The organism is Cyanobium gracile UHCC 0139 (assembly GCF_034931325.1).
GTDB classification, from domain to species: Bacteria; Cyanobacteriota; Cyanobacteriia; order PCC-6307; family Cyanobiaceae; genus Cyanobium; species Cyanobium gracile_B.
Map to the genome: position 1 here is coordinate 219,383 of NZ_JAYGHX010000003.1, position 19,286 is coordinate 238,668.

General features: G+C 71.9%; 21 protein-coding genes and 1 tRNA gene. 8 read left to right on the forward strand and 14 right to left on the reverse strand.

What is annotated here, in order from left to right:
• Positions 1-15: 15 nt before the first annotated feature.
• The 4 genes from VB738_RS07260 to VB738_RS07275 are packed head-to-tail and all read left to right on the forward strand — an operon-like array spanning position 16 to position 3,194.
• On the forward strand, positions 16-1,038 hold the full coding sequence (locus VB738_RS07260) for an ABC transporter ATP-binding protein (protein ID WP_323305102.1): 1,023 nt from the start codon (positions 16-18) through the stop codon (positions 1,036-1,038).
• A gap of 19 nt (positions 1,039-1,057) precedes the next feature.
• On the forward strand, positions 1,058-1,921 hold the full coding sequence (locus VB738_RS07265; protein ID WP_254948637.1) for an ABC transporter permease: 864 nt from the start codon (positions 1,058-1,060) through the stop codon (positions 1,919-1,921).
• An 11-nt stretch (positions 1,922-1,932) separates the two neighbouring features.
• Positions 1,933-2,466, forward strand: a complete 534-nt coding sequence (locus VB738_RS07270) for a hypothetical protein (protein WP_323305103.1) — start codon at positions 1,933-1,935, stop codon at positions 2,464-2,466.
• Positions 2,467-2,489: 23 nt separating this feature from the next.
• The gene (locus VB738_RS07275; protein ID WP_323305104.1) at positions 2,490-3,194 is read left to right on the forward strand and encodes an N-acetylmannosamine-6-phosphate 2-epimerase; all 705 of its coding nucleotides are present in this window, start codon (positions 2,490-2,492) and stop codon (positions 3,192-3,194) included.
• 38 nt (positions 3,195-3,232) lie between these two features.
• On the opposite strand, the gene groL is transcribed toward VB738_RS07275, so the two are convergent.
• Positions 3,233-4,909, reverse strand: a complete 1,677-nt coding sequence (gene groL / locus VB738_RS07280; protein ID WP_323305105.1) for a chaperonin GroEL — start codon at positions 4,907-4,909, stop codon at positions 3,233-3,235.
• Positions 4,910-5,047: 138 nt separating this feature from the next.
• On the opposite strand from groL, the gene VB738_RS07285 reads away from it, so the two are divergent.
• On the forward strand, positions 5,048-5,290 hold the full coding sequence (locus VB738_RS07285; protein ID WP_323305106.1) for a hypothetical protein: 243 nt from the start codon (positions 5,048-5,050) through the stop codon (positions 5,288-5,290).
• Positions 5,291-5,297: 7 nt separating this feature from the next.
• Here VB738_RS07285 and fabG read toward each other — a convergent pair whose 3' ends face one another.
• The 3 genes from fabG to VB738_RS07300 are packed head-to-tail and all read right to left on the reverse strand — an operon-like array spanning position 5,298 to position 8,084.
• Positions 5,298-6,050, reverse strand: a complete 753-nt coding sequence (fabG, locus tag VB738_RS07290) for a 3-oxoacyl-[acyl-carrier-protein] reductase (RefSeq protein ID WP_323305107.1) — start codon at positions 6,048-6,050, stop codon at positions 5,298-5,300.
• Between the two features lie 57 nt (positions 6,051-6,107).
• Complete coding sequence (locus VB738_RS07295) at positions 6,108-7,232, reverse strand: potassium channel protein (protein ID WP_323305108.1); 1,125 nt, start codon at positions 7,230-7,232, stop codon at positions 6,108-6,110.
• Between the two features lie 9 nt (positions 7,233-7,241).
• Positions 7,242-8,084: a lipopolysaccharide heptosyltransferase family protein gene (locus tag VB738_RS07300; protein ID WP_323305109.1), complete on the reverse strand. Its 843-nt coding sequence runs from the start codon at positions 8,082-8,084 to the stop codon at positions 7,242-7,244.
• 37 nt (positions 8,085-8,121) lie between these two features.
• Between VB738_RS07300 and ispD the strand changes: the two genes are divergently transcribed.
• The gene (ispD, locus tag VB738_RS07305) at positions 8,122-8,871 is read left to right on the forward strand and encodes a 2-C-methyl-D-erythritol 4-phosphate cytidylyltransferase (RefSeq protein ID WP_323305110.1); all 750 of its coding nucleotides are present in this window, start codon (positions 8,122-8,124) and stop codon (positions 8,869-8,871) included.
• A gap of 8 nt (positions 8,872-8,879) precedes the next feature.
• Entirely contained in the window at positions 8,880-9,944 is a 1,065-nt protein-coding gene (locus tag VB738_RS07310; RefSeq protein WP_323305111.1) for a CpcT/CpeT family chromophore lyase, read from the forward strand.
• A gap of 4 nt (positions 9,945-9,948) precedes the next feature.
• Here the strand turns inward: VB738_RS07310 and VB738_RS07315 are convergent, their stop codons facing one another.
• Both VB738_RS07315 and VB738_RS07320 read right to left on the reverse strand, forming a co-directional pair.
• The gene (locus VB738_RS07315; RefSeq protein WP_323305112.1) at positions 9,949-10,902 is read right to left on the reverse strand and encodes an LD-carboxypeptidase; all 954 of its coding nucleotides are present in this window, start codon (positions 10,900-10,902) and stop codon (positions 9,949-9,951) included.
• Between the two features lie 5 nt (positions 10,903-10,907).
• A complete protein-coding gene (locus VB738_RS07320; RefSeq protein WP_323305191.1) occupies positions 10,908-11,801 on the reverse strand; it encodes a 4-hydroxybenzoate polyprenyltransferase in 894 nt (297 codons plus the stop codon).
• A gap of 144 nt (positions 11,802-11,945) precedes the next feature.
• On the opposite strand from VB738_RS07320, the gene VB738_RS07325 reads away from it, so the two are divergent.
• Positions 11,946-13,613: a Ppx/GppA phosphatase family protein gene (locus tag VB738_RS07325; RefSeq protein ID WP_323305113.1), complete on the forward strand. Its 1,668-nt coding sequence runs from the start codon at positions 11,946-11,948 to the stop codon at positions 13,611-13,613.
• On the opposite strand, the gene VB738_RS07330 is transcribed toward VB738_RS07325, so the two are convergent.
• From VB738_RS07330 to petC, 8 genes are all read right to left on the reverse strand, one after another.
• Positions 13,588-14,394 carry a helix-turn-helix domain-containing protein gene (locus tag VB738_RS07330; RefSeq protein ID WP_323305114.1) on the reverse strand — a complete coding sequence of 269 codons (807 nt, stop codon included), beginning with the start codon at positions 14,392-14,394 and terminating at the stop codon, positions 13,588-13,590. The two genes, VB738_RS07325 and VB738_RS07330, sit on opposite strands and share 26 nt — an antisense overlap.
• 110 nt (positions 14,395-14,504) lie before the next feature.
• Positions 14,505-14,576: transfer RNA gene (locus tag VB738_RS07335), tRNA-Val, on the reverse strand.
• Between the two features lie 120 nt (positions 14,577-14,696).
• Entirely contained in the window at positions 14,697-15,350 is a 654-nt protein-coding gene (locus tag VB738_RS07340) for a hypothetical protein (RefSeq protein WP_323305115.1), read from the reverse strand.
• 79 nt (positions 15,351-15,429) lie between these two features.
• Entirely contained in the window at positions 15,430-16,011 is a 582-nt protein-coding gene (locus tag VB738_RS07345; protein ID WP_323305116.1) for an alpha-ketoglutarate-dependent dioxygenase AlkB, read from the reverse strand.
• Positions 16,008-16,772, reverse strand: a complete 765-nt coding sequence (gene cobM / locus VB738_RS07350) for a precorrin-4 C(11)-methyltransferase (protein ID WP_323305117.1) — start codon at positions 16,770-16,772, stop codon at positions 16,008-16,010. The genes VB738_RS07345 and cobM overlap by 4 nt, the downstream gene beginning before the upstream one ends.
• Positions 16,769-17,629 carry a prolipoprotein diacylglyceryl transferase gene (gene lgt, locus VB738_RS07355; RefSeq protein ID WP_323305192.1) on the reverse strand — a complete coding sequence of 287 codons (861 nt, stop codon included), beginning with the start codon at positions 17,627-17,629 and terminating at the stop codon, positions 16,769-16,771. Before lgt ends, cobM begins: the two co-directional genes overlap by 4 nt.
• A complete protein-coding gene (gene petA / locus VB738_RS07360; RefSeq protein ID WP_323305118.1) occupies positions 17,626-18,567 on the reverse strand; it encodes a cytochrome f in 942 nt (313 codons plus the stop codon). Before petA ends, lgt begins: the two co-directional genes overlap by 4 nt.
• A gap of 56 nt (positions 18,568-18,623) precedes the next feature.
• The gene (gene petC / locus VB738_RS07365; protein WP_323305119.1) at positions 18,624-19,184 is read right to left on the reverse strand and encodes a cytochrome b6-f complex iron-sulfur subunit; all 561 of its coding nucleotides are present in this window, start codon (positions 19,182-19,184) and stop codon (positions 18,624-18,626) included.
• Between the last annotated feature and the right edge of the window lie 102 nt (positions 19,185-19,286).

The following is a 19,286-nucleotide window of genomic DNA, read 5'->3' on the forward strand; positions in this document are numbered from 1 at the left end:
GCGATTGATCCCGGCTTGATCGAGCTCGAGCACCTCAGCAAGCGTTTCGGTGGCCGCAAGGTCGCGCCCGTCCAGGCCCTCGACGACCTCTCCCTTTGCGTGCCGGCGGGTTCCCTCTACGGTCTGCTTGGCCCCAACGGTGCCGGCAAGACCACGGCCCTGCGGATCCTCTGCACCCTGCTGGCCCCCGATGCGGGCCAGGTCCGGGTGGCGGGGGTGGATGCCCTGGCCGAGCCCCGCGCCGTCCGACGTCTGCTCGGCTACGTGGCCCAGGAGGTGGCCATCGACAAGATCCTCACTGGCCGGGAGCTGCTCCATCTCCAGGCCGCCCTGCACCACATGGGGGCCGCCGAGCGTCTCGAGCGCACCAGCGAGCTGATCGAGCTGCTCGCCATGGGTGAGTGGATCGACCGCCGCTGCGGTGGTTACTCCGGCGGCATGCGCCGGCGCCTCGATCTGGCGGCTGGCCTGCTGCACCGCCCCAGGGTGCTGGTGCTCGATGAACCCACGGTCGGCCTCGACATCGAGAGCCGCGCCACCATCTGGCAGGTGCTGCGCCAGCTGCGGGACCAGGGCACCACGGTGCTGCTCAGCAGCCACTACCTCGAGGAGGTGGATGCCCTGGCCGACCGCCTGGCCATCATTGACGGCGGCCGGGTGATCGCCGAAGGCACGCCCGCGGCCCTCAAGGGGGCCCTCGGCGGCGACCGGGTGACCTTGCGCGTGCGGGAGTTCAGCGATGAACAGGAGGCGAGCCGGGTGCGTGACCTGCTCCAGGCCTGCCGCGGTGTCCGCCAGGTGGTGGTCAACCGGGCCCAGGGCTATTCCCTCAACCTGGTGGTGGAGGACAGCGGCGTGGTGGAGACCCTGCGGCAGCAGCTGGCCGAGGCCCAGCTGCCGGTCTTCGCCCTGGCCCAGAGCCGCCCCAGCCTGGATGACGTCTACCTTCAGGCCACCGGCCGCACCCTGAGCGATGCGGAACTCTCCGTGGCCGGTCGCCGCGACCTCAAGGAGGAACGCAAGCAGTCGATGCGATGACCCGCACCCCCCCATCCCCATGACCAGCGCCAGCCCCTCCCTCACCCCCCTTCCCGCCGCCAGCGGTGAACCGTCGGCCCTGGCCGAGATCACCCAGGAGACGCTCGCCCTGACCCGCCGCCTGTTCGTCCAGCTGGCCCGTCGACCCTCCACCCTGGTGGCGGGCGTGCTCCAGCCCCTGATCTGGCTGGTGCTGTTCGGGGCCCTGTTCGCCAATGCCCCGGAGGGTCTGCTGCCCGGCGGCATCAGCTACGGCCGCTTCCTGGGGGCCGGGGTGATCGTGTTCACGGCCTTCAGTGCCGCCCTCAACGCCGGGCTGCCGGTGATGTTCGACCGGGAGTTCGGCTTCCTCAACCGGTTGCTGGTGGCGCCGCTGCGCTCCCGCAGCTCGATCGTCTTCGCCTCGGTGCTCTACATCACCAGCCTGAGCCTGGTTCAGAGCCTGGCGATCATGGGCACCGCCGCGCTGCTGGGCTACGGCTGGCCCGGTGGGGCGGGGCTGCTGCTGGTGCTGGTCACCCTGCTGCTGCTCGTCTTCGCCGTCACCGCCCTCAGCCTCGGCCTGGCCTTCGCCCTGCCGGGCCACATCGAGCTGATCGCGGTGATCTTCGTGGCCAACCTGCCGCTGCTGTTCGCCAGCACTGCCCTGGCGCCGATTTCGTTCATGCCCCCCTGGCTGGGCTGGCTGGCGGCCCTGAATCCCCTTACCTTCGCGATTGAACCGATCCGCGCCGCCTACGCGGGGTCCTTCCACCTCACCGATGTGGTGCTGGTGGCTCCCTACGGATCCCTCACAGCGCTCACCTGCCTGGCCATCCTGGCGGGGCTGGCCGCCGGTCTGTTCCTGCTGATCCGCCCGATGCTGGATCGCAAGCTCACCTGACCCCCCGCCCCGTGACTTTGCCGCCCCCCCGTCCAGAGCTCACCAGCCTGTTGCTCGACGCCATCCGCCGCAGGGATGCCGCCACCGTCGCCCGCCTCACCGGCCAGTGGGCCCACCGCCATGGGGTGACCTCCCTGGAGAGCTTCCGCACCGGCAGCGTGGTCGCCGAGGCGGGCTGGGAGGCCGGCGACTGGCTGCTGCAGCACATGGACGCGGCCATGGCCCCCGCCAGCGTGACCATGGCCGAGGCCTTCGCGGCCCTCGAAGACTCCTTCTCCGCCCCCCCGCAGCCCAACCCGATCACGGCCGTCCCCAGCACCGTCACCCCCATCAGGGTGGAGCCCGAGGCGAACGGGCCCGTCCCGGACCCCGCCGAGGAGCCGGTCTCCGCCCCTGCTGCCGCGGCCGAAGCCGCAGCGGGCCTGTCCGACGTGATCGCCCTGCACCCCCTGAGCCCGAGCGCATCGCCGGCTCCGGCGCCCCCCATCCTGGCCGACCTGCGCTCCTGGCTCTCCGCGGCTCCGCAGCATCGCCGCGCCAGCTGATCCCCGACCCCCCACCCCCGCCCATGGCGTCCTCCCGTCCCCTGCCGCAACGGGCCGAACTCGCCGGTCGGCTGATCGTGTCGGTGCAGGCCCCCGAGGGTTCCCCGATGCGCGATCCAGCCGTGATCGCGGCGATGGCGGAGGCCAGCCTGCTCCAGGGGGCCGCCGGGGTGCGGCTCGAGAGCCCGGAGCACATCGGCGCGGTGCGGCGCCGCTGCCCCGACGCCTTGATCGTGGGGCTCTGGAAGCGCAGCTTCCCCGGCAGCTCCGTGTACATCACCCCCGGCTGGGAGGAGATCCGCGCCGTCTGGGCGGCCGGAGCCGATGTGGTGGCCATCGATGCCACCGAGCGTCCCCGGCCCGACGGCCAGGGGCTGGAGGAACTCATGGCCCGTGCCAGGCAGGAGCTGGGGGCTCCGCTGATGGCGGATGTGGACAGCGTGGCCAACGGGCTGAAGGCGGCGGCCCTGGGCTGTCAGTGGGTGGGCACCACCCTCTACGGCTACACCGAAGCCACCGCCTCGCTGCCGCCGCCCGCCTGGTATCTTCTGGGCCCCCTGCGGCGCGACCTGCCCGAAGCGGTCGCCCTGATCTGCGAGGGGGGCATCACCTCGAAGCAGGAGGCGACCCGTGCCCTCGCCTGTGGGGCCGATGCCGTCGTGGTGGGAACGGCGATCACCGGCGTGGACCTGCAGGTGGCCGCCTACGTGAAGGCGATGGCCGGCTGAGCCCCAGCCCAACCGGCCCGTGCCGGCCCCCCGGGGGCTCACATCATGCCGGGCATACCCATGCCGCCCATGCCGCCCATGCCACCCATGCCGCCCATACCGCCCATCCCTCCCATGCCGCCGTCGCCGGCGGGGGGAGCGGGGGGTTCCGGCTTGTCGGCGATCACGGCCTCGGTGGTGATCAGCAGCGAGGCGATCGAGACCGCATCCTGCAGGGCCAGCCGCACCACCTTCGCCGCATCCAGGATGCCGACGGCGAGCAGATCCTCGTAGCTGTCGGTGAGGGCGTTGTAGCCCTTGCCCCGGCTGAGCATCTGCTGCACCACCACGTCGCCGTTGGCGCCGGCGTTGATGGCGATCTGGCGGGCCGGGGCCGCCAGGGCCCGCTTCACGATCTCCACGCCGGTGCGGACGTCGCCCTCGCAGCGGCTGGCCAGGGCTCCGAGGTCCTCGGTGAGCTGAACCAGGGTGCTGCCGCCGCCGCCGACGATGCCCTCATCGATGGCGGCCCGGGTGGCGTTGAGGGCGTCCTCGATGCGCAGCTTGCGGTTGCGCAGTTCGGTCTCGGTGGGGGCTCCCACCTTGATCACGGCCACACCGCCGGCCAGCTTGGCGATGCGCTCGTTGAGCTTCTCGCGGTCGTAGTCGGAGTCGGTGGCCTCCAGCTCCCGCTTGATCGCGGCCACCCGATCGCTGACGGCGGCGCGCTGGTCGTCGGACGCCACGATCGTGGTCGTGTCCTTGCTGATGGTGATGCGGTGGGCATGGCCCAGGTCGGCCAGGGTGGCCTTGTCGAGGGTCATGGCCCGGTCCTCGCTGATCACCGTGGCGCCCGTGAGGATGGCGATGTCCTCGAGCATGGCCTTGCGGCGGTCACCGAAACCCGGCGCCCGCACGGCGGCCACCTGGAGCACGCCGCGGGTCTTGTTCACCACCAGGGTGGCCAGGGCCTCGCCTTCCACCTCCTCGGCCAGGATCACCAGGGGCCGGCCGCTTTTCGAGACGGCCTCCAGCACCGGCACCAGGTCGACCACGGTGCTGATCTTGCGATCGGTGATCAGCAGCAGGGGATTGTCGAAGGCGCACTCGCGCCGGTCCTGGTCGGTCACGAAGTAGGGGGAGGAATAGCCGCGATCGAAGGCCATGCCCTCGGTCACCTCCAGCTCGGTGGCCAGGGATTTGGATTCCTCCACGGTGATCACGCCGTCGGCGCTCACCTTCTCGACCGCCTCGGCGATCATCCGGCCGATCTCTTCATCGTTGCCGGCGCTCACCGTGGCCACCTGGCGGATGGCATCGCCCGCCACGGCGCGGGAGCGCTCGGCGATGCCCGCCACCACCACGGCCGTGGCCTGCTCCATGCCGCGGCGGAGGGCGACGGGGCTGGCGCCGGCGGCCACGTTGCGCAGGCCTTCATGCACCAGCGACTGGGCCAGGACGGCGGCGGTGGTGGTGCCGTCGCCGGCGGTGTCCTTGGTTTTCGAGGCCACCTGCTGGATCAGCTTGGCGCCCAGGTTCTCGAAGGGATCCTCGAGTTCGATCTCCTTGGCGATGGTGACGCCGTCATTGATGATGTCGGGGGCGCCGTACTTCTTCTCCAGCACCACGTTGCGACCCTTCGGTCCGATGGTGACCTTCACCGCATCGACCAGGGCATTGACGCCCCGCTCGAGGGAATCGCGGGAGGCATCGGCGAACTGGATCAGTTTGGCCATCGACGGGGTCACATCAGGAGCATCCGTCGCAGCGTCCCACAGCGACCCCGCCGGAGGCATCCGTCCCTCGGTGGGGAAAGCCGAATGTCCGCTCCAGCGGAGGCGGCAGGCCCCCGGCGCAGGAGGTACCTTCGATCCATGGAAGACCTGCTGCAGCAGACCCTGGACAGCGCGGCCACCGAATCGGCCCTCGTGCCGAGCAACTCCGCCGATGGCATGGTGTTTCTGCTGATCGCCGCCCTGGGCCTGCTGATGGCCCTGGTCTACGTGCCGATCCGCCTGTTTCTCACCCTCACGGCCCGGAGCCGGCGCCTGCGGCTGCTGCAACGGATCCGCAAGCTGCGCGAAGACCTGGCCCAGCCTCTGGCACCCGAATCCTGAGCGGCGCTCAGCGCATCACCATGCCGCCATCCACCTGCAGCACCTGGCCGGTGATGTAGGCCGCCGCCGGATCGGCCGCCAGGAAGCGCACCGCTCCGGCCACCTCCGCGGGCAGGCCCATGCGGCCCAGGGGGATGGCCGCCAGGATCGGTTCCTTGTCGAGATCCTTGGTCATGTCGCTGTCGATGAAGCCCGGGGCCACCGCGTTGACGGTGATGCCGCGGCTGGCGAATTCGGCGGCGGTGCTGCGGGTCAGGCCGATGACGCCGGCCTTGGCGGCGCTGTAGTTAGCCTGGCCGGGGTTGCCCATCAGGGCCACCACCGAGGTGATGTTGATGATGCGGCCGCGGCGGGCCTTGAGCATGCTGCGGCTGACGGCGCGGGTGCAGAAGAACACCCCGGTCAGGTTGAGGTCGATCACGCTCTGCCAGTCGGCGGTCTTCATCCGCATCAGCAGGCCGTCGCGGGTGATGCCGGCGTTGTTGACCAGCACATCGAGGCGCCCTTCCTTCTCCAGGACCACCTTGACCATCGCCTCCACGGCCTGCTCGTCGGCCACGTCCGCCTGATGGTCCCAGGCCCGGCCGCCGGCCGCGGTGATCGCCGCCACCACCTCCTGGGCCGCCTCGGGCGAGCGGGTGTAGTTCACCACCACCGTGGCTCCGGCCGACGCCAGGGCCTCGGCGATGGACCGGCCGATCCCCCGGCTGGCACCGGTCACCAGGGCGACCTGACCGGAGAGGGGAGCGGCGCTGGACATGGTGGCGGGAGCAGGATGAGGCGATCGTATGCCGTGCGCCGGCCTGACCCCTGCGGCTCAGTCGGCCATCTGGTCGGAGCTTTCCAGGGCAGGGCCGAGCACCTCGGCGAAGCGCTGCAGCTGCTCCTTGCTTCCCATCACCACCAGCAGCTGGCCGGGCTCCAGGCGGACATCGCCGCCGGGGTTGGTGACCAGCGTGGCCTCCGGCGTGCCGTAGGAGGTGCCCCGATAGGAGTAGGGATTGACCACCGCGGGCGCCGGGGTTCGGATCGCCAGCACCTGGGCGCCGCTGCGGCGGCCAAACTGCATCTCCGCCAGGCTGCGGCCCTGCAGCTCCCCCAGCCGGGAGGGGTCGTCGCTGAGCTGGAACTCCTCCACCTCGCAGTCCGAGCCGGCCAGGAGCTCCATGAAGTCGACGGCCAGGGGCCGCAGGGCGGTCGCGGCCATCACCCGACCCCCGGCCACGTAAGGGCTCACCACCTGGTCGGCGCCGGCCAGACGCAGCTTGCGCCCCGCCTCGGCGCTGTCGGAGCGGGCAATCAGCCGACAGCGGGGGGCCAGCCCCCGGGCGCTCAGCACCACGTAGAGGTTGGCGGCGTTACTGGAGAGGGCCGCCACCAGGCTGCGGCAGTGGTGGATGCCCGCCTCCAGCAGGGTCTCGTCGAGGGTGGCGTCGGCGAACAGCACCGGCAGCCCCCGCTCCTCGGCAGCATCCCGGCAGGCCTGGTCCATCTCCACCACCAGCAGGGGAACCTTCTCGCGGATCAGCTGGTCGGCGATCTCCTGGCCGATGCGGCCGTAGCCGCAGAGAATCACGTGGTTGTTCATGCTTTGGACCCAGTTGCGGAAACGGCGCTGCCGCAGGCGCCTGAAGTAGCCGGTTTCGGAGAGGCCCACCAGGTTCTGGATCGTCAGCTGCACCACCACCAGTCCGCCGGCGATGGAGAACACGGTGACCAGCCGGCCAGCGGTGGACAGGGGCTCCACCTCGCCATAGCCGATGGTGGCGATGGTGATCGCCACCATCCAGTAGCAATCCCCCCAGTCCCAGCCCTCGGTGATCCGGTAGCCGATGGCACTGGCGTTGACCACCACGATCAGGGCGATCAGGGGGGTGAGCCAGGGCCGGCGTGCCCGGGCGGACGGGGGACGCTTCCTGCGGGCGAACCACAGGCGACTCATCGGCGTGGCTCAGCCCAGGCCGAGGGCCTTGAGAACGTCGTCGCTGGGGAGGTCACGCAGGTGGCCATCGGAACCCAGTCCTTGTACTCCGTCGCGTACCGGAAGGCTGTCGTTGCTGCGACCCAGGGCCACCACCGGCGTGCCGCTGAGCAGGGCCAGTTCGATCGTCGCCGGATCGCTGGCGAGCACCACGTCACTGGCGGCCACCAGGGCGGCCCGGCCGGGGATCTCGGCCCCCGGGGCCGGTGGCACCTGCCGGGAGCGCAGGCCGGGGAGGGTGGCGGCGATGCGGCCGGGCAGCTCCTGCCAGGCCGCATCGGGCCAGTCGCCCGGGAGCTCGGAGGGGGCCAGCAGCAGCATCGGCCCGTCGCCGGCCGGCAACTTGGCCATGGCCTCGTCGAGGGCGTTTCGGGGCAGGGCCAGGCGGAAAGCGGCGGCCTCCAGCCGCACCCCGATGGGCCGCAGGTAGGCCTCGAGGGCCTGGGCCGGCCAGAGACCCTGGGACACCTGCACCTTCTCGGTGGCGGAGAAGCCCCCGGCCGCCATCCGGTTGGGGATGTGGCTCATCGAGAGCATCAGGTCGACCTGGCGGCCGCCGGCGAGGTTGATGCAGGCCTGGAAATCGGGCTCCCGCACCGACCCCAGCAGGTTGGCCCAGTCGGCCAGGGTGGCATCGCTGAAGTTGAAGGGGATCACCTTCTCCACCGCCGGCAGCAGCTTCCAGAGGCCGGCCAGCGAGGGGTGGCAGACCACCTGGATCTGGAACCGGAGCTGCTCGGCGGTGGCCGCCACGGCCGGAAGCGCCTGCAGCTGGCTGGCGCCGTCGCCCGGGATCAGAAACAGTGCGCGCATCGGGCGTTGGGTCGGGCGGGCCTCGCGGCCTGATTGTATGGAGAGGACTCCAGTGTTCCGCCCGGGCGGCCCATCGCTTGTGCATTTGCTGATCGCCGCCGCCGGCAGCGGGCGCCGCATGGGTGCCGCCACCAACAAGCTGCTGCTGCCCCTGGCCGGACGCCCCGTCCTGGCCTGGACCCTGGACGCCGCCCTGGCCTGCGGGGCGATCCGCTGGATCGGGGTGATGGGCCGGCCCGAGGACGAGGCGGCCATCGGCGCCATCCTGGCCGCGGCGGCGCCCCGCCGGTCCCTGGCCCCGCCGGTGGCCTGGATCCTCGGCGGCGACACCCGCCAGGAGTCGGTGCGGCGCGGCCTGGAGGCCCTGCCCGCCGATGCCGAGGCGGTGCTGATCCACGACGGCGCCCGTTGCCTGGCGGAGCCGGACCTGCTGGAGCGCTGTGCCACGGCCCTGAAGGAGGCGATGGCCGAGGGGGCCGGCATCATCGCCGCCACCCCCGTCACCGACACCATCAAGCAGGTGGATGGCCGCGGCCTGATCACCGGCACCCCTGAACGCAGTGGCCTCTGGGCGGCCCAGACGCCCCAGGGGTTCGGGGTGGCCCAGCTGCGGGAGGCCCATGGGCGGGCTGAGCGCGAGGGCTGGAGCGTCACCGACGACGCCGCCCTCTACGAGCGCCTGGGGCTGCCGGTGCGGGTGCTGGAGGCGCCCCCCTCCAACATCAAGCTCACCACCCGCTTCGATCTCACCATCGCCAGCGCCGTGCTGGCGGCCCGCGGGGCCTGAGGCCGCCGATGGACAGCCCCACCCAGCTCGCGATGATCGCCGCCCGCTGGCAGGGGTCCTTCCACAACCGGCGCCAGGTGGCCGCCAACCTGGCCAGGGGCGGTCCGGCGGCGCCCGAGCTGACCCGGGAACTGCGCACCCTGGTGGTGGAGCGGCTGCCGGCGCCCCAGCTGGGGGAGGTGGTGCTCTACTTCCAGGAGTTCCGCGCCAGTGCCCCCCACCTGGCCCACCGCCAGCGGGTGGTGGTGCTGCGGCAGGACCAGGAGCGCGGCGCCGTGCGGGCCGAGCAGCTGTTCTTCCGCGGCGGACCCACCTACGACCGTCCGCCCCTGGCGGCCTCCCTGGTGGCGGACCTGGGACCGGAGGCCTTCGATCGCCATCCGGGCTGTGACCTGTTCTTCGCGGCGGAGCAGGCCCTGGACCGCTTCCGCGCCCGCATGGACCCCGGGGCCTGCCGCTACCGCCATCCCCAGGACGGCGAGGTCTGCGCCGAGTTCGAGATGCTCCTCCATCGCGACCAGCTCTGGTACCGGGACCGCAGCCTGCGGCTGGCCGATGGCTCGGTGCGCGGTGAGATCGACGGCTTCAGCTGGCTGCTGTTCGACCGGGCCGAGGGGGCTGCCGAGCTGCCGGCCCTGGTGGGGCAGCAGGGCGTCTGGCGCGGCCGCTTCCGCCGCTACGACGCCGGCGGTGGCCTGCTCGAGACCGTCGCCAGCACGGTCACCATCCGGGTGGTCGAGGAGGCCGGCCACTGGCGCTACCACCAGACCAACCTGCTGGGCAGCGAGGACGCCCCGCTGCGGCGCATCGAGGCCCGGGGCGAGATCCACTCCGGCCGGGTGTGGTTCGCCAGCGAGCGCTACCGGGGCTGGGCGATGGACCTGCCGGGGGAGCAGCCTGCCGCCGGCAGCCTGCTGGTGATGCACCCCCACGACCCCGCCGACCCGGAGGTGCACGAGATCATCAGCTGCAGCCCCGATGGCCGCCGCCGTTGGCGGGTGGCCCAGATGCTGAAGGAGGGGCGGCTGGTGGGCCGCACCGCCATCGATGAGGAGAGGCTCACGGGCGACTGACGGTTCAACGGCCGCCATCGATGAGGCTCAGCCGCCCCCGGTCGCCGTCGAGCCGGGCCCGCATCCCCAGGGGCAGGGCGGCATTGACGTCGCCGTGGCCCACCGGCAGGCCGGCCAGCACCGGGATGCCCAGATCGGCCGTGCGCTCCCTGAGCACCTGCTCCAGGCTGAAGCGGGAGCCGTCGCCTTCGGGGCCCGTGGGATCGCCGCAGCCCTCGAAGCTGCCGAAGCCGAGGCCCCCCAGCCGCTGCAGGGCGCCGCAGAGGCGCCAGTGGGTGAGCATCCGCTCGATCCGGTAGGGCGCCTCCCCCACGTCCTCGAGGATCAGGATCGCCCCGTCCAGGTCCGGCAGGTGCGGCGTGCCCAGCAGGTGGGTCGCCACGGTGAGGTTGGCGGCCAGCAGCGGCCCCTCCACCTGGCCGCCCACCCAGGCCTCCCCCTCGAGGTCGGCCAGGGGTTCGCCGAACAGCAGGGCCCGCAGCCGCTCCCGGCTCCAGGCCGGTTCGGCGGCCAGGGTGGTGAGCAGGGGGCCGTGGATGGCGCCCCCCTGGCCCGTGGCCAGCCGGTGCCACAGCAGGGAGGTGACATCGGAGAAGCCCAGCAGCCAGCCGCCGGCCGCCTCCAGGGGGCGCTCCAGCAGCCGGGCCGATCCCCAGCCCCCCCGCACGCAGGCCAGCAGGGCCGCCGGCTGCTCAGCGTCGCTAGACGGGAGCAGATCGCCGGCCCGCTCGGTGTCCCGCCCCGCCAGGTAGCCCCAGCGGCGCGGCGGCAGCCGGGCGGGGTCGTCATCCAGCGCCAGCCCCCAGCTGGCCAGCACCGCCAGGCCCGCCTGCAGCCGTTCCAGATCGGCCAGGGCGGAGCTGGCGGCCACCAGCCGCACCCGGTCTCCGGGACGCAGGGCCGGCGGCTGGTGGGACGGCTGGTGGAACGGAGCCGGCTGGGGTGCTGCGGCGGCCATGGCGATCAGGTCGCGGTGGAGAGCACCACGGCCAGCAGGAGCAGAGCGCCGAGCCACACCTGGCCGGCGAAATGCCTGCCGTAGGCACTGCGGGGCAGGTCGGGGCGGCGCAGACGGGCCGCCTGCTGCTGCATGGCCAGGGCGGCGGCGGCCCAGGGCAGCCAGAACGGCAGGCCCGCCCTCCCCTGCAGCAGCACCGCCAGGGCCAGGGCGGCGCAGGTGAGGCCGTAGCAAAGGGAGACCGCCAGGGGGGCCCGGGTCCCCAGGCTCAGGGCGCTGCTGCGCACCCCCAGGCGCCGGTCGTCCTCCCGGTCGCTCATGGCATAGACGGTATCGAAGCCGAAGGTCCAGCTCACCGCCGCCAGCCAGGTCAGCAGCAGGGGCCAGCCCCCGGCGCTGCCCTGCAGGCTGCCCTGGGCCGCCGCCCAGGGCAGCAGCACGGCGAAGCCCCAGCAGAGGGCCAGCACCAGCTGGGGAAAGGCGAACCAGCGCTTGGCGGAGGGGTAGAGGAGCACCAGGGGCAGGGTCGCCAGGGCGAGGCCGACGCAGAGCACCCGGCTGGTGGCGGGCAGGGCGAGCAGGGCCGTCAGCGCCACCGCCAGGCAGAGCAGCAGCAGCACGGTGGCGGTGCCCACCCCGAGGCGGCCATCGGCCAGGGGGCGGTGGCGGGTGCGCTCCACCAGGGGATCGATGCGCCGGTCCCAGAGGTCGTTGGCCACGCAGCCGGCGCCGCTCACCGCCAGGCCCCCCAGCACGATCCAGGCCACCAGCATGGCCGGGGGAGGCACGGCCGGCCCCAGCCACAGGGCCCAGCCGGCGGGGATCAGCAGGATCAGCCGGCCACTGGGTTTGTGCCAGCGCAGCAGTTCGAGCCAGGCGGGAGCGCGGCCGGGGGCCATCGGGACGTTCACCGCGGGCGACGGTCGGGTGGCGGCACCCTATCCAACTCCCCAGGGCGGCGTTCTGGAGGCGGTGTTGCCGCGGCCGGATCGGGAGCGTCGCCCGGTGGCAAAGTGGCGCCGCCGCCGCCCGGGCCGACCCCCATGCCCCCGATTCCCGATCCGGCGTCCGCCGCGTTGGCTTCGGTGCCCGCCGCCACCGCCGGAGGGGAACGGCGGGTGGCGGCCATCGACATCGGCACCAATTCCATCCACCTGCTGGTGGCGGCGATCGATCCGGCCCTGGGCAGCTTCTCGGTGGTGGTGGCGGAGAAGTCCACCACCCGCCTGGGGGAGCGGGATCCGGATACGGGGGACCTCACCCCCGAGGCGATCGAGCGCGCCTTCCTGACCCTGCGCCACTGCCGGGACCTGGCCACCAGCCACGGGGTGGAGCAGATCGTCACCGCCGCCACCAGTGCGGTGCGCGAGGCACCGAACGGCCGCTCGTTCCTCCAGGGCCTCCAGGACCAGCTGGGGCTGGCGGTGGATCTGGTCAGCGGGCCGGAGGAGGCTCGACTGATCTACCTGGGGGTGCTGTCAGGCCTCTCCTTCGGCGACCAGCCCTATTTCATCCTCGACATCGGCGGCGGCTCCACCGAACTGGTGCTCGCCGACGGCCGCGATGCCCGGGCCCTCACCAGCACCCGCATCGGCGCGGTGCGCCTGCAGCGGGAGTTCTGCCGGGAGGATCCCCTGACCCCGGCCCGCCGGGGTTTCCTCGAGGCCTACATCCAGGGAGCGATGGATCCGGCCGTCGCCGAGGTGAAGCGGGAGCTGCGGCCGGGGGAGAAGCCCGTCCTGGTGGCCACCAGCGGCACCGCCATGGCCATGGCGGCCCTGGCCTCCGCCCAGGACCCCAATCCGCCCCTGAAACTCGACGGTTACCGCCTGGGCCGGGCCCGCCTGGACGAGATCGTCGAGCGACTGGTGGCGATGACCCCGGACCAGCGCCGGGCCCTCACTGCCATCAACGAGCGCCGGGCCGAGATCATCGTCCCCGGCGCCCTGATCCTCCAGACCACCATGGAGATCCTTCAGGTCCGGGAGCTGGTGGTGTGTGAGCGGGCCCTGCGGGAGGGCCTGATCGTCGACTGGATGCTGCGCAACGGTCTGCTGGTTGACCGCTTCACCTTCCAGAGCACGATCCGCCGCCGCACCGTGCTGCACCTGGCCCGCACCTACGGGGTGGACACGGACCGGGCCGCCCGGGTGGCCAGCCACGCCCTGAGCCTCTACGACCAGACCCGGGGCCTGCTGCACGATGACGACGGTGACGGGCGCGCCCTGCTGTGGGCGGCGGCCCAGCTGCATGCCTGCGGCAAGCACGTCAACATCGCCTCGTACCACAAACACACCTGGTACCTGATCCGCCATGGGGAGTTGCTGGGCTACTCCGAGACCGAGCACCTGATGGTGGCGGCGATCGCCCGTTACCACCGGCGCAGCCTCCCCAAGAAGCGCCACGAATCCTGGCAGCTGATCGAAGCCGGCCAGCACCGCCACACCGTGTTCACGATGGCCCTGCTGCTGCGGCTGGCCGCCGCCCTCGACCGCCGGCCCGCCCCCGGCATTGCGGCGATCACGGTGTCCGCGGACACCGACAGGACCCATCAGCCCCGTGGCTTCAGCATCGGTCTGCAAGCCGGTGAGCCGGCCGCCGGGGAGCCTCCCCTGGATCTCAGCCTGGAGGAGTGGAGCCTGCGATCATGCGCGGATCTGGTGCTGGAGGCCACGGGCCTGCGGCTCACGGTGCGGCAGGCGTCGCCCTGAAGCTGCGCCACACCACCTGATCGATCCTGCCGAGGGTCTGGGGCTCCAGGGTGCCGGCGGTGGCCGTCACCAGGTCGGGTCGGCCGGCCAGGACCCGCAGGCCGCCGCCCAGGGGGAAGCGCTTCTCGCCGGTGAAGGTGCCGCGGAACAGGGTCTCGCCGGTCGCCGTGCGCACCTCCAGCCAGCTGGGCTGGCGGCTCTCCAGCAGCAGCTGATCCGGCGCCGACCGGGGTGCCGCCGGGGCAGGGGCCGGCGCGGCTGGCTGACCGGACGCCGTGGCCTGGCCGGGGGACGCGGACGGTGACGGGACCCCGGCGACGGGCTGGGTGGGGACTTTGCCCAGCAGCGCCGCCAAAACCACGGCGCCGCCGCCCAGGAGCACCAGGACCGCCCACAGCCAGCCGGGGGGGCCGCTGCGGCGGGCGGGGGGTGGAGGGGTCCGGATCTTCCGCAGCAGGGGCCGGGCGGGTGGGTTGCGCCCCAGGCGCATCAGGCGGCTGTTCTGCAGATCGCTGATCTGCTGGCTCACGTCGATCCCCAGGGCTCCCGCCACCCGCTTGGCCTGGGCCACCACGAACACCGCCTCCGGCAGGTGCCGGTGGTTACCGGTCTCGAGGGCCGTGAGCTGCTCGGTGCCCAGCCGCAGCCGGTCGGCCAGATCCTCCAGGCTCAGCCCTTGTTCACGCCGGGCTGTGGCAAGACGTTCGCCCAGCTGGACGAGTTCCGGGATCGGAGCGCTCCAGTCCTCTGCGGCCATGGTCGCGGCAGGAGAGTCGGGCAAGGGCAGGGTCTCCTGAAGCGCTGCGTAGCCAGCAGTATGACGAGCGGTCACGATGGCGACCAGCACCCGTTGATGCAGAACGTACCGGTGGAAAAACCGGAGGAAAGACATGGGCGATACTGGATTCGAACCAGTGACCCCTTCCGTGTGAAGGAAGTGCGCTACCGCTGTGCTAATCGCCCGTCGTTGCGGCCGACACCCCTTCGACGCTGAAAGTGGATCTTTCTGCGGCTGAGGGTTCCGACCCGGCCATCTGGCCAGAACCCTCCTACACGGTCGCCGAACTCACTGTCAAATGCCGTCTAGCTGCTGCAGCCAGTGCGTACCCGTCCGACCGCCACGGGGTTGAATTCGATGCTCTCCGGTCCGGTGAACAGATCCGGTTGCAGGTCCCTCAGGGCCCGGGCCTCCCGGTTGAGGCGGTCCTGGGCGGCGGCGACGCGGGCGTCACGCTGCTGGCGCCAGCGGCCCCGTTCGGCGGCCACCTGCTGCTCCCAGACGCCGAGGGCCTCCTCGTAGCGTTCGCGGTCGAGCCGCTGGTCCTCCGGCCGATAGCGGGATTCCCGGCCGGCGTCCAGGGGCGGGGGGGGCGCCACGCTGGGGCGGAAGGGGCTGTTGCGGGCCGCCGCCAGCTCCTGTTCGGCGCTGCGCAGGGACTCGATCAGGCTGGTGATCTTCCCCTGGCGCCGGCGGCAGGTGTCGAGGGACTGGCGCCGGGCGGCCGCCGCCTTCTCCATCGCCTCCCGCTCCATCGCCAGGCTCTGGTCCGTGCCGGGTAGGCAGCGGAGGTAGCTCAAGGCCGCTGAGACCGGATTCCCGGCGGCGGCGCTGAGCCGGCGGCAGCGCTCCCGGCCGGCCTCACTCACCCCGACCCCCTGACAGCCGCTGGCCAGCAGGGTCAGGCCCAGCAGCACCGGCAGCAGCGGTCGGCATCGGCTTCCACGGGAACTGGCCATCGCCCTCGACAGGCCCTCGGAGACACCGCTTCCATTGTCGCCACCGCCTCGGCGCTCCGATGCCCGACGCAGCCGCCCCCTACGGCGGCACCCGCACCACCCGGAAGGTCAGGTTGAGCCGAGGGACCATCACCTTCAGTCGTCGCGGCAGTCCGTGCTGCCAGTGCCCCTGGGTGGGCGGGTCCATCAGCAGCAGGTCCCCGTGGCCCAGTTCCACCGCCACGGTCGGGGCCGTGCCCCGCTGGCGGGGGCGGAAGCGCAGGGTGCGGCTGGCCCCCAGGCTGAGGGAGGCGATCGGGGCGTGGGGATCGAGCTCAGCCTCGTCATCGGCGTGCCAGCCCATGGCATCGCGGCCGTCCCGGTAGAGATTCAGCAGCAGGGAATTGAACTCCCGCGTCGCCGCCTCCCCCACCCGCCGGCGGATGGTGGCGACCAACGGTGTCCAGGGTTCGATCGCGTTCTCCAGGCCCGAGTAGCGGTAGCCGCAGCCCGGGTCGGCCATCCAGCAGGTGAGGCGGGGCATGGCGTGGCGGCGGCCGTAGACGGTGATGGACTCCTGTTTCCAGGGCACCTCCGCCAGCAGGGTCCGCAGCCACCCATCGGCCTCCGCGGCGCCCACCCAGCCCCGCCAGTGGCGCAGGCAGGGGGCCGCGGCCGTCACTCCGCCCCGCCGCGGAACAGGTGGTTGTGGCTGGCGGAATAGAGCAGGGAACGGGCCCCGCCGGCGTCCCGCAGGGCCGGACTCACCACGTAGAGGGTGGTGCGGATCAGATTCCGCTCCTGGCTGACCCGGGCCATGGTGTCCAGGGGCACCACCGTGAGCCACTGGTCGGGCCAGCTGACCCGGTAGCCGATGGCCACGGGGGTATCGGCCGGGTAGTGCTGCAGCAGTTCCGCTTGCACCTCCTCCACATGGCGGGCGCTCAGGTAGAGGCACAGGGAGGCCTGGAGGGCGGCGAGCCGGGCCAGGGATTCCCGCTCCGGCACGCCGGTGCGTCCGCCCGCCCGGCTCAGCACGATCGTCTGCACCCGGCCGGGGATGGTCAGCTCGGCGCCCAGGGCGGCGGCGGTGGCCTGGTAGGCGCTCAGGCCCGGCACCACCTCCACGGCCAGGCCGGCGTCGGCCAGCCGGCAGATCTGCTCCTGCAGGGCGCCGTAGAGGCAGGGATCGCCGTCATGGAGGCGCACCACCCGCTGGCCCGCCCGGGCCCGCTCCAGCACCACCGCCATCACCTCCTCGAGGGTGAGGGTGCTGGTGCGGACGTTCTCGCAGTCCGGCGGCGCCAGGGCGGCGATCTGGGGATTCACCAGGGAGTCGGTCCAGACCAGCACCTGGGCCGCTTCGATGGCCCGTGCGGCCCGCAGGGTGAGCAGGTCCGGGGCACCTGGGCCGGCTCCCACGATCTGGACGGTGGCTGTCATGCGGTCAGGCCGGAGGGGTCGGGGAGGGGACGCCGGAAGCGGTAGAGCCAGAGCAGTCCCACGCCCCCGAGCAGGATCAGCAGCAGGCTCATCAGCTGGGCCATGCGCAGGCCGCCGCTGCAGAAGGGGGGCTGGGAGAACAGGCAGAGGGGATCGAGCCGCAGGCCCTCGATCCAGACGCGGCCGCTGCTGTAGGCCATCAGGTAGACGCAGCTGAGGGCACCGGGCGGCAACCGCAGGCGGCCAGTGCTGCCCAGGCGGAACAGGACCAGGAGCAGGCCGCAGACCCCGAAATTCCAGAGCGATTCGTACAGGAAGGTGGGGTGAAAGGAGGCTTGCTCAAGGAACTCCGGCGGCCGGTTGGCCATGGGAATGGTCAGGGCCCAGGGCAAGTTGGTGGGCAGGCCGAAGGCCTCGGAGTTGAAGAAGTTGCCCCAGCGCCCGATCGCCTGGCCCAGGGCCACGGCGGGCACCAGCACATCGAGCAGGGGCCAGAAGGCCTGGCGGCGCCAGCGGCAGAAGAGCACCGTCACCAGTGCCCCGCCGATCAGGGCGCCGTGGATGGCGATGCCGCCGCGCCAGATGGCGAAGACATCAAGCCAGTCATGGCGGTACTGGCGCCACTCCAGTGCCACGTAGTAAAGCCGGGCGCCCACGACGGCCCCCAGCACCATCAGGGGCAGCAGGTCGGCGATCAGGGCCGGATCAATGCCCCTGAGGCGGCCCAGCCGGGTGGCCAGCAGCAGACCCAGCAGCACCGCCAGGGCGATCAGCAGGCCATACCAGCGAACGGAAACGGGACCCAGCTGGAAGATCAGGGGTCCCGGGGACGTGAAGAGGCCGAGAGGAAGGCTCAGAAGCCCTCCGCCGCCTGGACCTTCTCCACCTGGCGCTTCTTCAGCACCAGCATGATCTGGGCCAGGGCCACGGCCGCGAAGAAGGCCAGCAGCCCGTAGATGCGCACAGGGTTCTGAAGCACCACCTCGGCGTCGATCTGGCCGAAGCCACCGACGTTGGGGTCGTTGGTGATCGGGAGGCCCGCCTCAACAACATCGCCGACTGCGACGGTGAGGGTGGGCCCGGCTGGAACTGTCTCGGTGACACTGCCGCTGGCGCCGGTGATCTCCACCACGGTGGCACCGTTGGCATCGGTGCTGATGGCGCTCACCGTGCCGGCCACCGGGGCGGTGTAGATGGCGTTGTTGGTCTTTTCACCCTCGACAGTCACCTGACCGCGGCCCCGGTTGGCCCCGACGTGGACCTGGTACTTGCCGAAATGGATGGCGCTGTCGGTGGCGGGGTCGGGGGAGAGGATCGGGAAGACGATCTCCTGGTGCTGGTCACCGGGGAGGGGACCCACCAGCAGGATGTTGGGCTGGTCGTCGCTGTACTGGGTGTAGTAGATGCCGGCGGTCTCCTCCTTGAGCTCTTCGCTGAGGCGGTCCTGGGGTGCCAGGGTAAAGCCGTCGGGGAGCATCACCACCGCGCCGACGTTCAGGCCGGTGGGGCTGCCGCTGCCGGAGACCTGCTGGACCGAGGTGTCGTAGGGGATCTCGACCACCGCCTTGAACACCGTGTCGGGGAACACGGCCTGGGGCACCTCCACCCGGGTGGGTTTTTTGGCCAGGTGGCAGTTGGCACAGACGATCTTGCCCGTGGCCTCGCGCGGATTGGCGTAGTTCTGCTGGGCCCAGAAGGGGTAGGCCCAGCTGGGGCTTGCCCCCACGAGCACAACGCCCAACGAGAGGCTGAGGGTGAGCAGGGTGCCGAGCAGGGGGGAGAGGAAGCGGCGCATGGGGGTGGAGGTGGCGGGCGTCGGGGGGTGGGGAACAGGGGGGATTCAGGCGCCGATCAGGCCCACCAGGCCTTTTCGCCCGTGCGGAAGTCGGTTTCGGTCCACTGGCTGAGGAACACGTTGTCGTTCTCGACGCTGACGTGAGCCAGGGCCAGGGAGAGGGGCGCCGGACCGCGAACCACCTTGCCGGTGGCGTCGTACTGGCTGCCGTGGCAGGGGCAGATGAACTTGTTGGCACCGCTGTTCCAGGGCACCACGCAGCCGAGGTGGGTGCAGATGGCGTTGATGCCGTAGTCGCCGATGGCTTCGCCGCCCTCGACCAGCAGGTAGGTGGGGTCACCCTTGAGACCCTGCACCAGGCTGCGGTCGCCCTCCTTGTGGGTGGCCAGCCAGCCGGTGGCCGTGACGCTGTTGCCCAGTTCGTCCTTGGCGGTGACGCCGCCACCGCTGCCCGCGGCCTTGGGCGGGATGAAGTAATTGACGACCGGGTAGAGGGCACCCAGGGCCACCCCCGTGACGGAGCCGAAGGTCAGCAGATTCATGAACTGGCGGCGGCCCATGCCGGGCACATCACCAGAGGCACCGCCGTTCGAAGAGGCCGCAGGGATCTGGGTCATAGGGAACGGCGCGGTGTGACCGATTGACGTGGCGCCCATTATGAACCTTGCCCTTCCCGGCCCGGGTCCGAGCCGCACCCGGCCGAGACCGGCTGCAACATG

What these genes read in the sequence shown, in the direction of transcription:
- VB738_RS07265 (WP_254948637.1), top strand. Translation starts at nt 1,058, where the DNA reads ATGACCAGCGCCAGCCCCTCCCTCACCCCCCTTCCCGCCGCCAGCGGT.
- VB738_RS07275 (WP_323305104.1), top strand. Translation starts at nt 2,490, where the DNA reads ATGGCGTCCTCCCGTCCCCTGCCGCAACGGGCCGAACTCGCCGGTCGG.
- groL (WP_323305105.1), bottom strand. Translation starts at nt 4,909, where the DNA reads ATGGCCAAACTGATCCAGTTCGCCGATGCCTCCCGCGATTCCCTCGAG.
- VB738_RS07285 (WP_323305106.1), top strand. Translation starts at nt 5,048, where the DNA reads ATGGAAGACCTGCTGCAGCAGACCCTGGACAGCGCGGCCACCGAATCG.
- fabG (WP_323305107.1), bottom strand. Translation starts at nt 6,050, where the DNA reads ATGTCCAGCGCCGCTCCCCTCTCCGGTCAGGTCGCCCTGGTGACCGGT.
- VB738_RS07295 (WP_323305108.1), bottom strand. Translation starts at nt 7,232, where the DNA reads ATGAGTCGCCTGTGGTTCGCCCGCAGGAAGCGTCCCCCGTCCGCCCGG.
- VB738_RS07300 (WP_323305109.1), bottom strand. Translation starts at nt 8,084, where the DNA reads ATGCGCGCACTGTTTCTGATCCCGGGCGACGGCGCCAGCCAGCTGCAG.
- ispD (WP_323305110.1), top strand. Translation starts at nt 8,122, where the DNA reads ATGGAGAGGACTCCAGTGTTCCGCCCGGGCGGCCCATCGCTTGTGCAT.
- VB738_RS07310 (WP_323305111.1), top strand. Translation starts at nt 8,880, where the DNA reads ATGGACAGCCCCACCCAGCTCGCGATGATCGCCGCCCGCTGGCAGGGG.
- VB738_RS07315 (WP_323305112.1), bottom strand. Translation starts at nt 10,902, where the DNA reads ATGGCCGCCGCAGCACCCCAGCCGGCTCCGTTCCACCAGCCGTCCCAC.
- VB738_RS07320 (WP_323305191.1), bottom strand. Translation starts at nt 11,801, where the DNA reads ATGGCCCCCGGCCGCGCTCCCGCCTGGCTCGAACTGCTGCGCTGGCAC.
- VB738_RS07325 (WP_323305113.1), top strand. Translation starts at nt 11,946, where the DNA reads ATGCCCCCGATTCCCGATCCGGCGTCCGCCGCGTTGGCTTCGGTGCCC.
- VB738_RS07340 (WP_323305115.1), bottom strand. Translation starts at nt 15,350, where the DNA reads ATGGCCAGTTCCCGTGGAAGCCGATGCCGACCGCTGCTGCCGGTGCTG.
- cobM (WP_323305117.1), bottom strand. Translation starts at nt 16,772, where the DNA reads ATGACAGCCACCGTCCAGATCGTGGGAGCCGGCCCAGGTGCCCCGGAC.
- petA (WP_323305118.1), bottom strand. Translation starts at nt 18,567, where the DNA reads ATGCGCCGCTTCCTCTCCCCCCTGCTCGGCACCCTGCTCACCCTCAGC.
- petC (WP_323305119.1), bottom strand. Translation starts at nt 19,184, where the DNA reads ATGACCCAGATCCCTGCGGCCTCTTCGAACGGCGGTGCCTCTGGTGAT.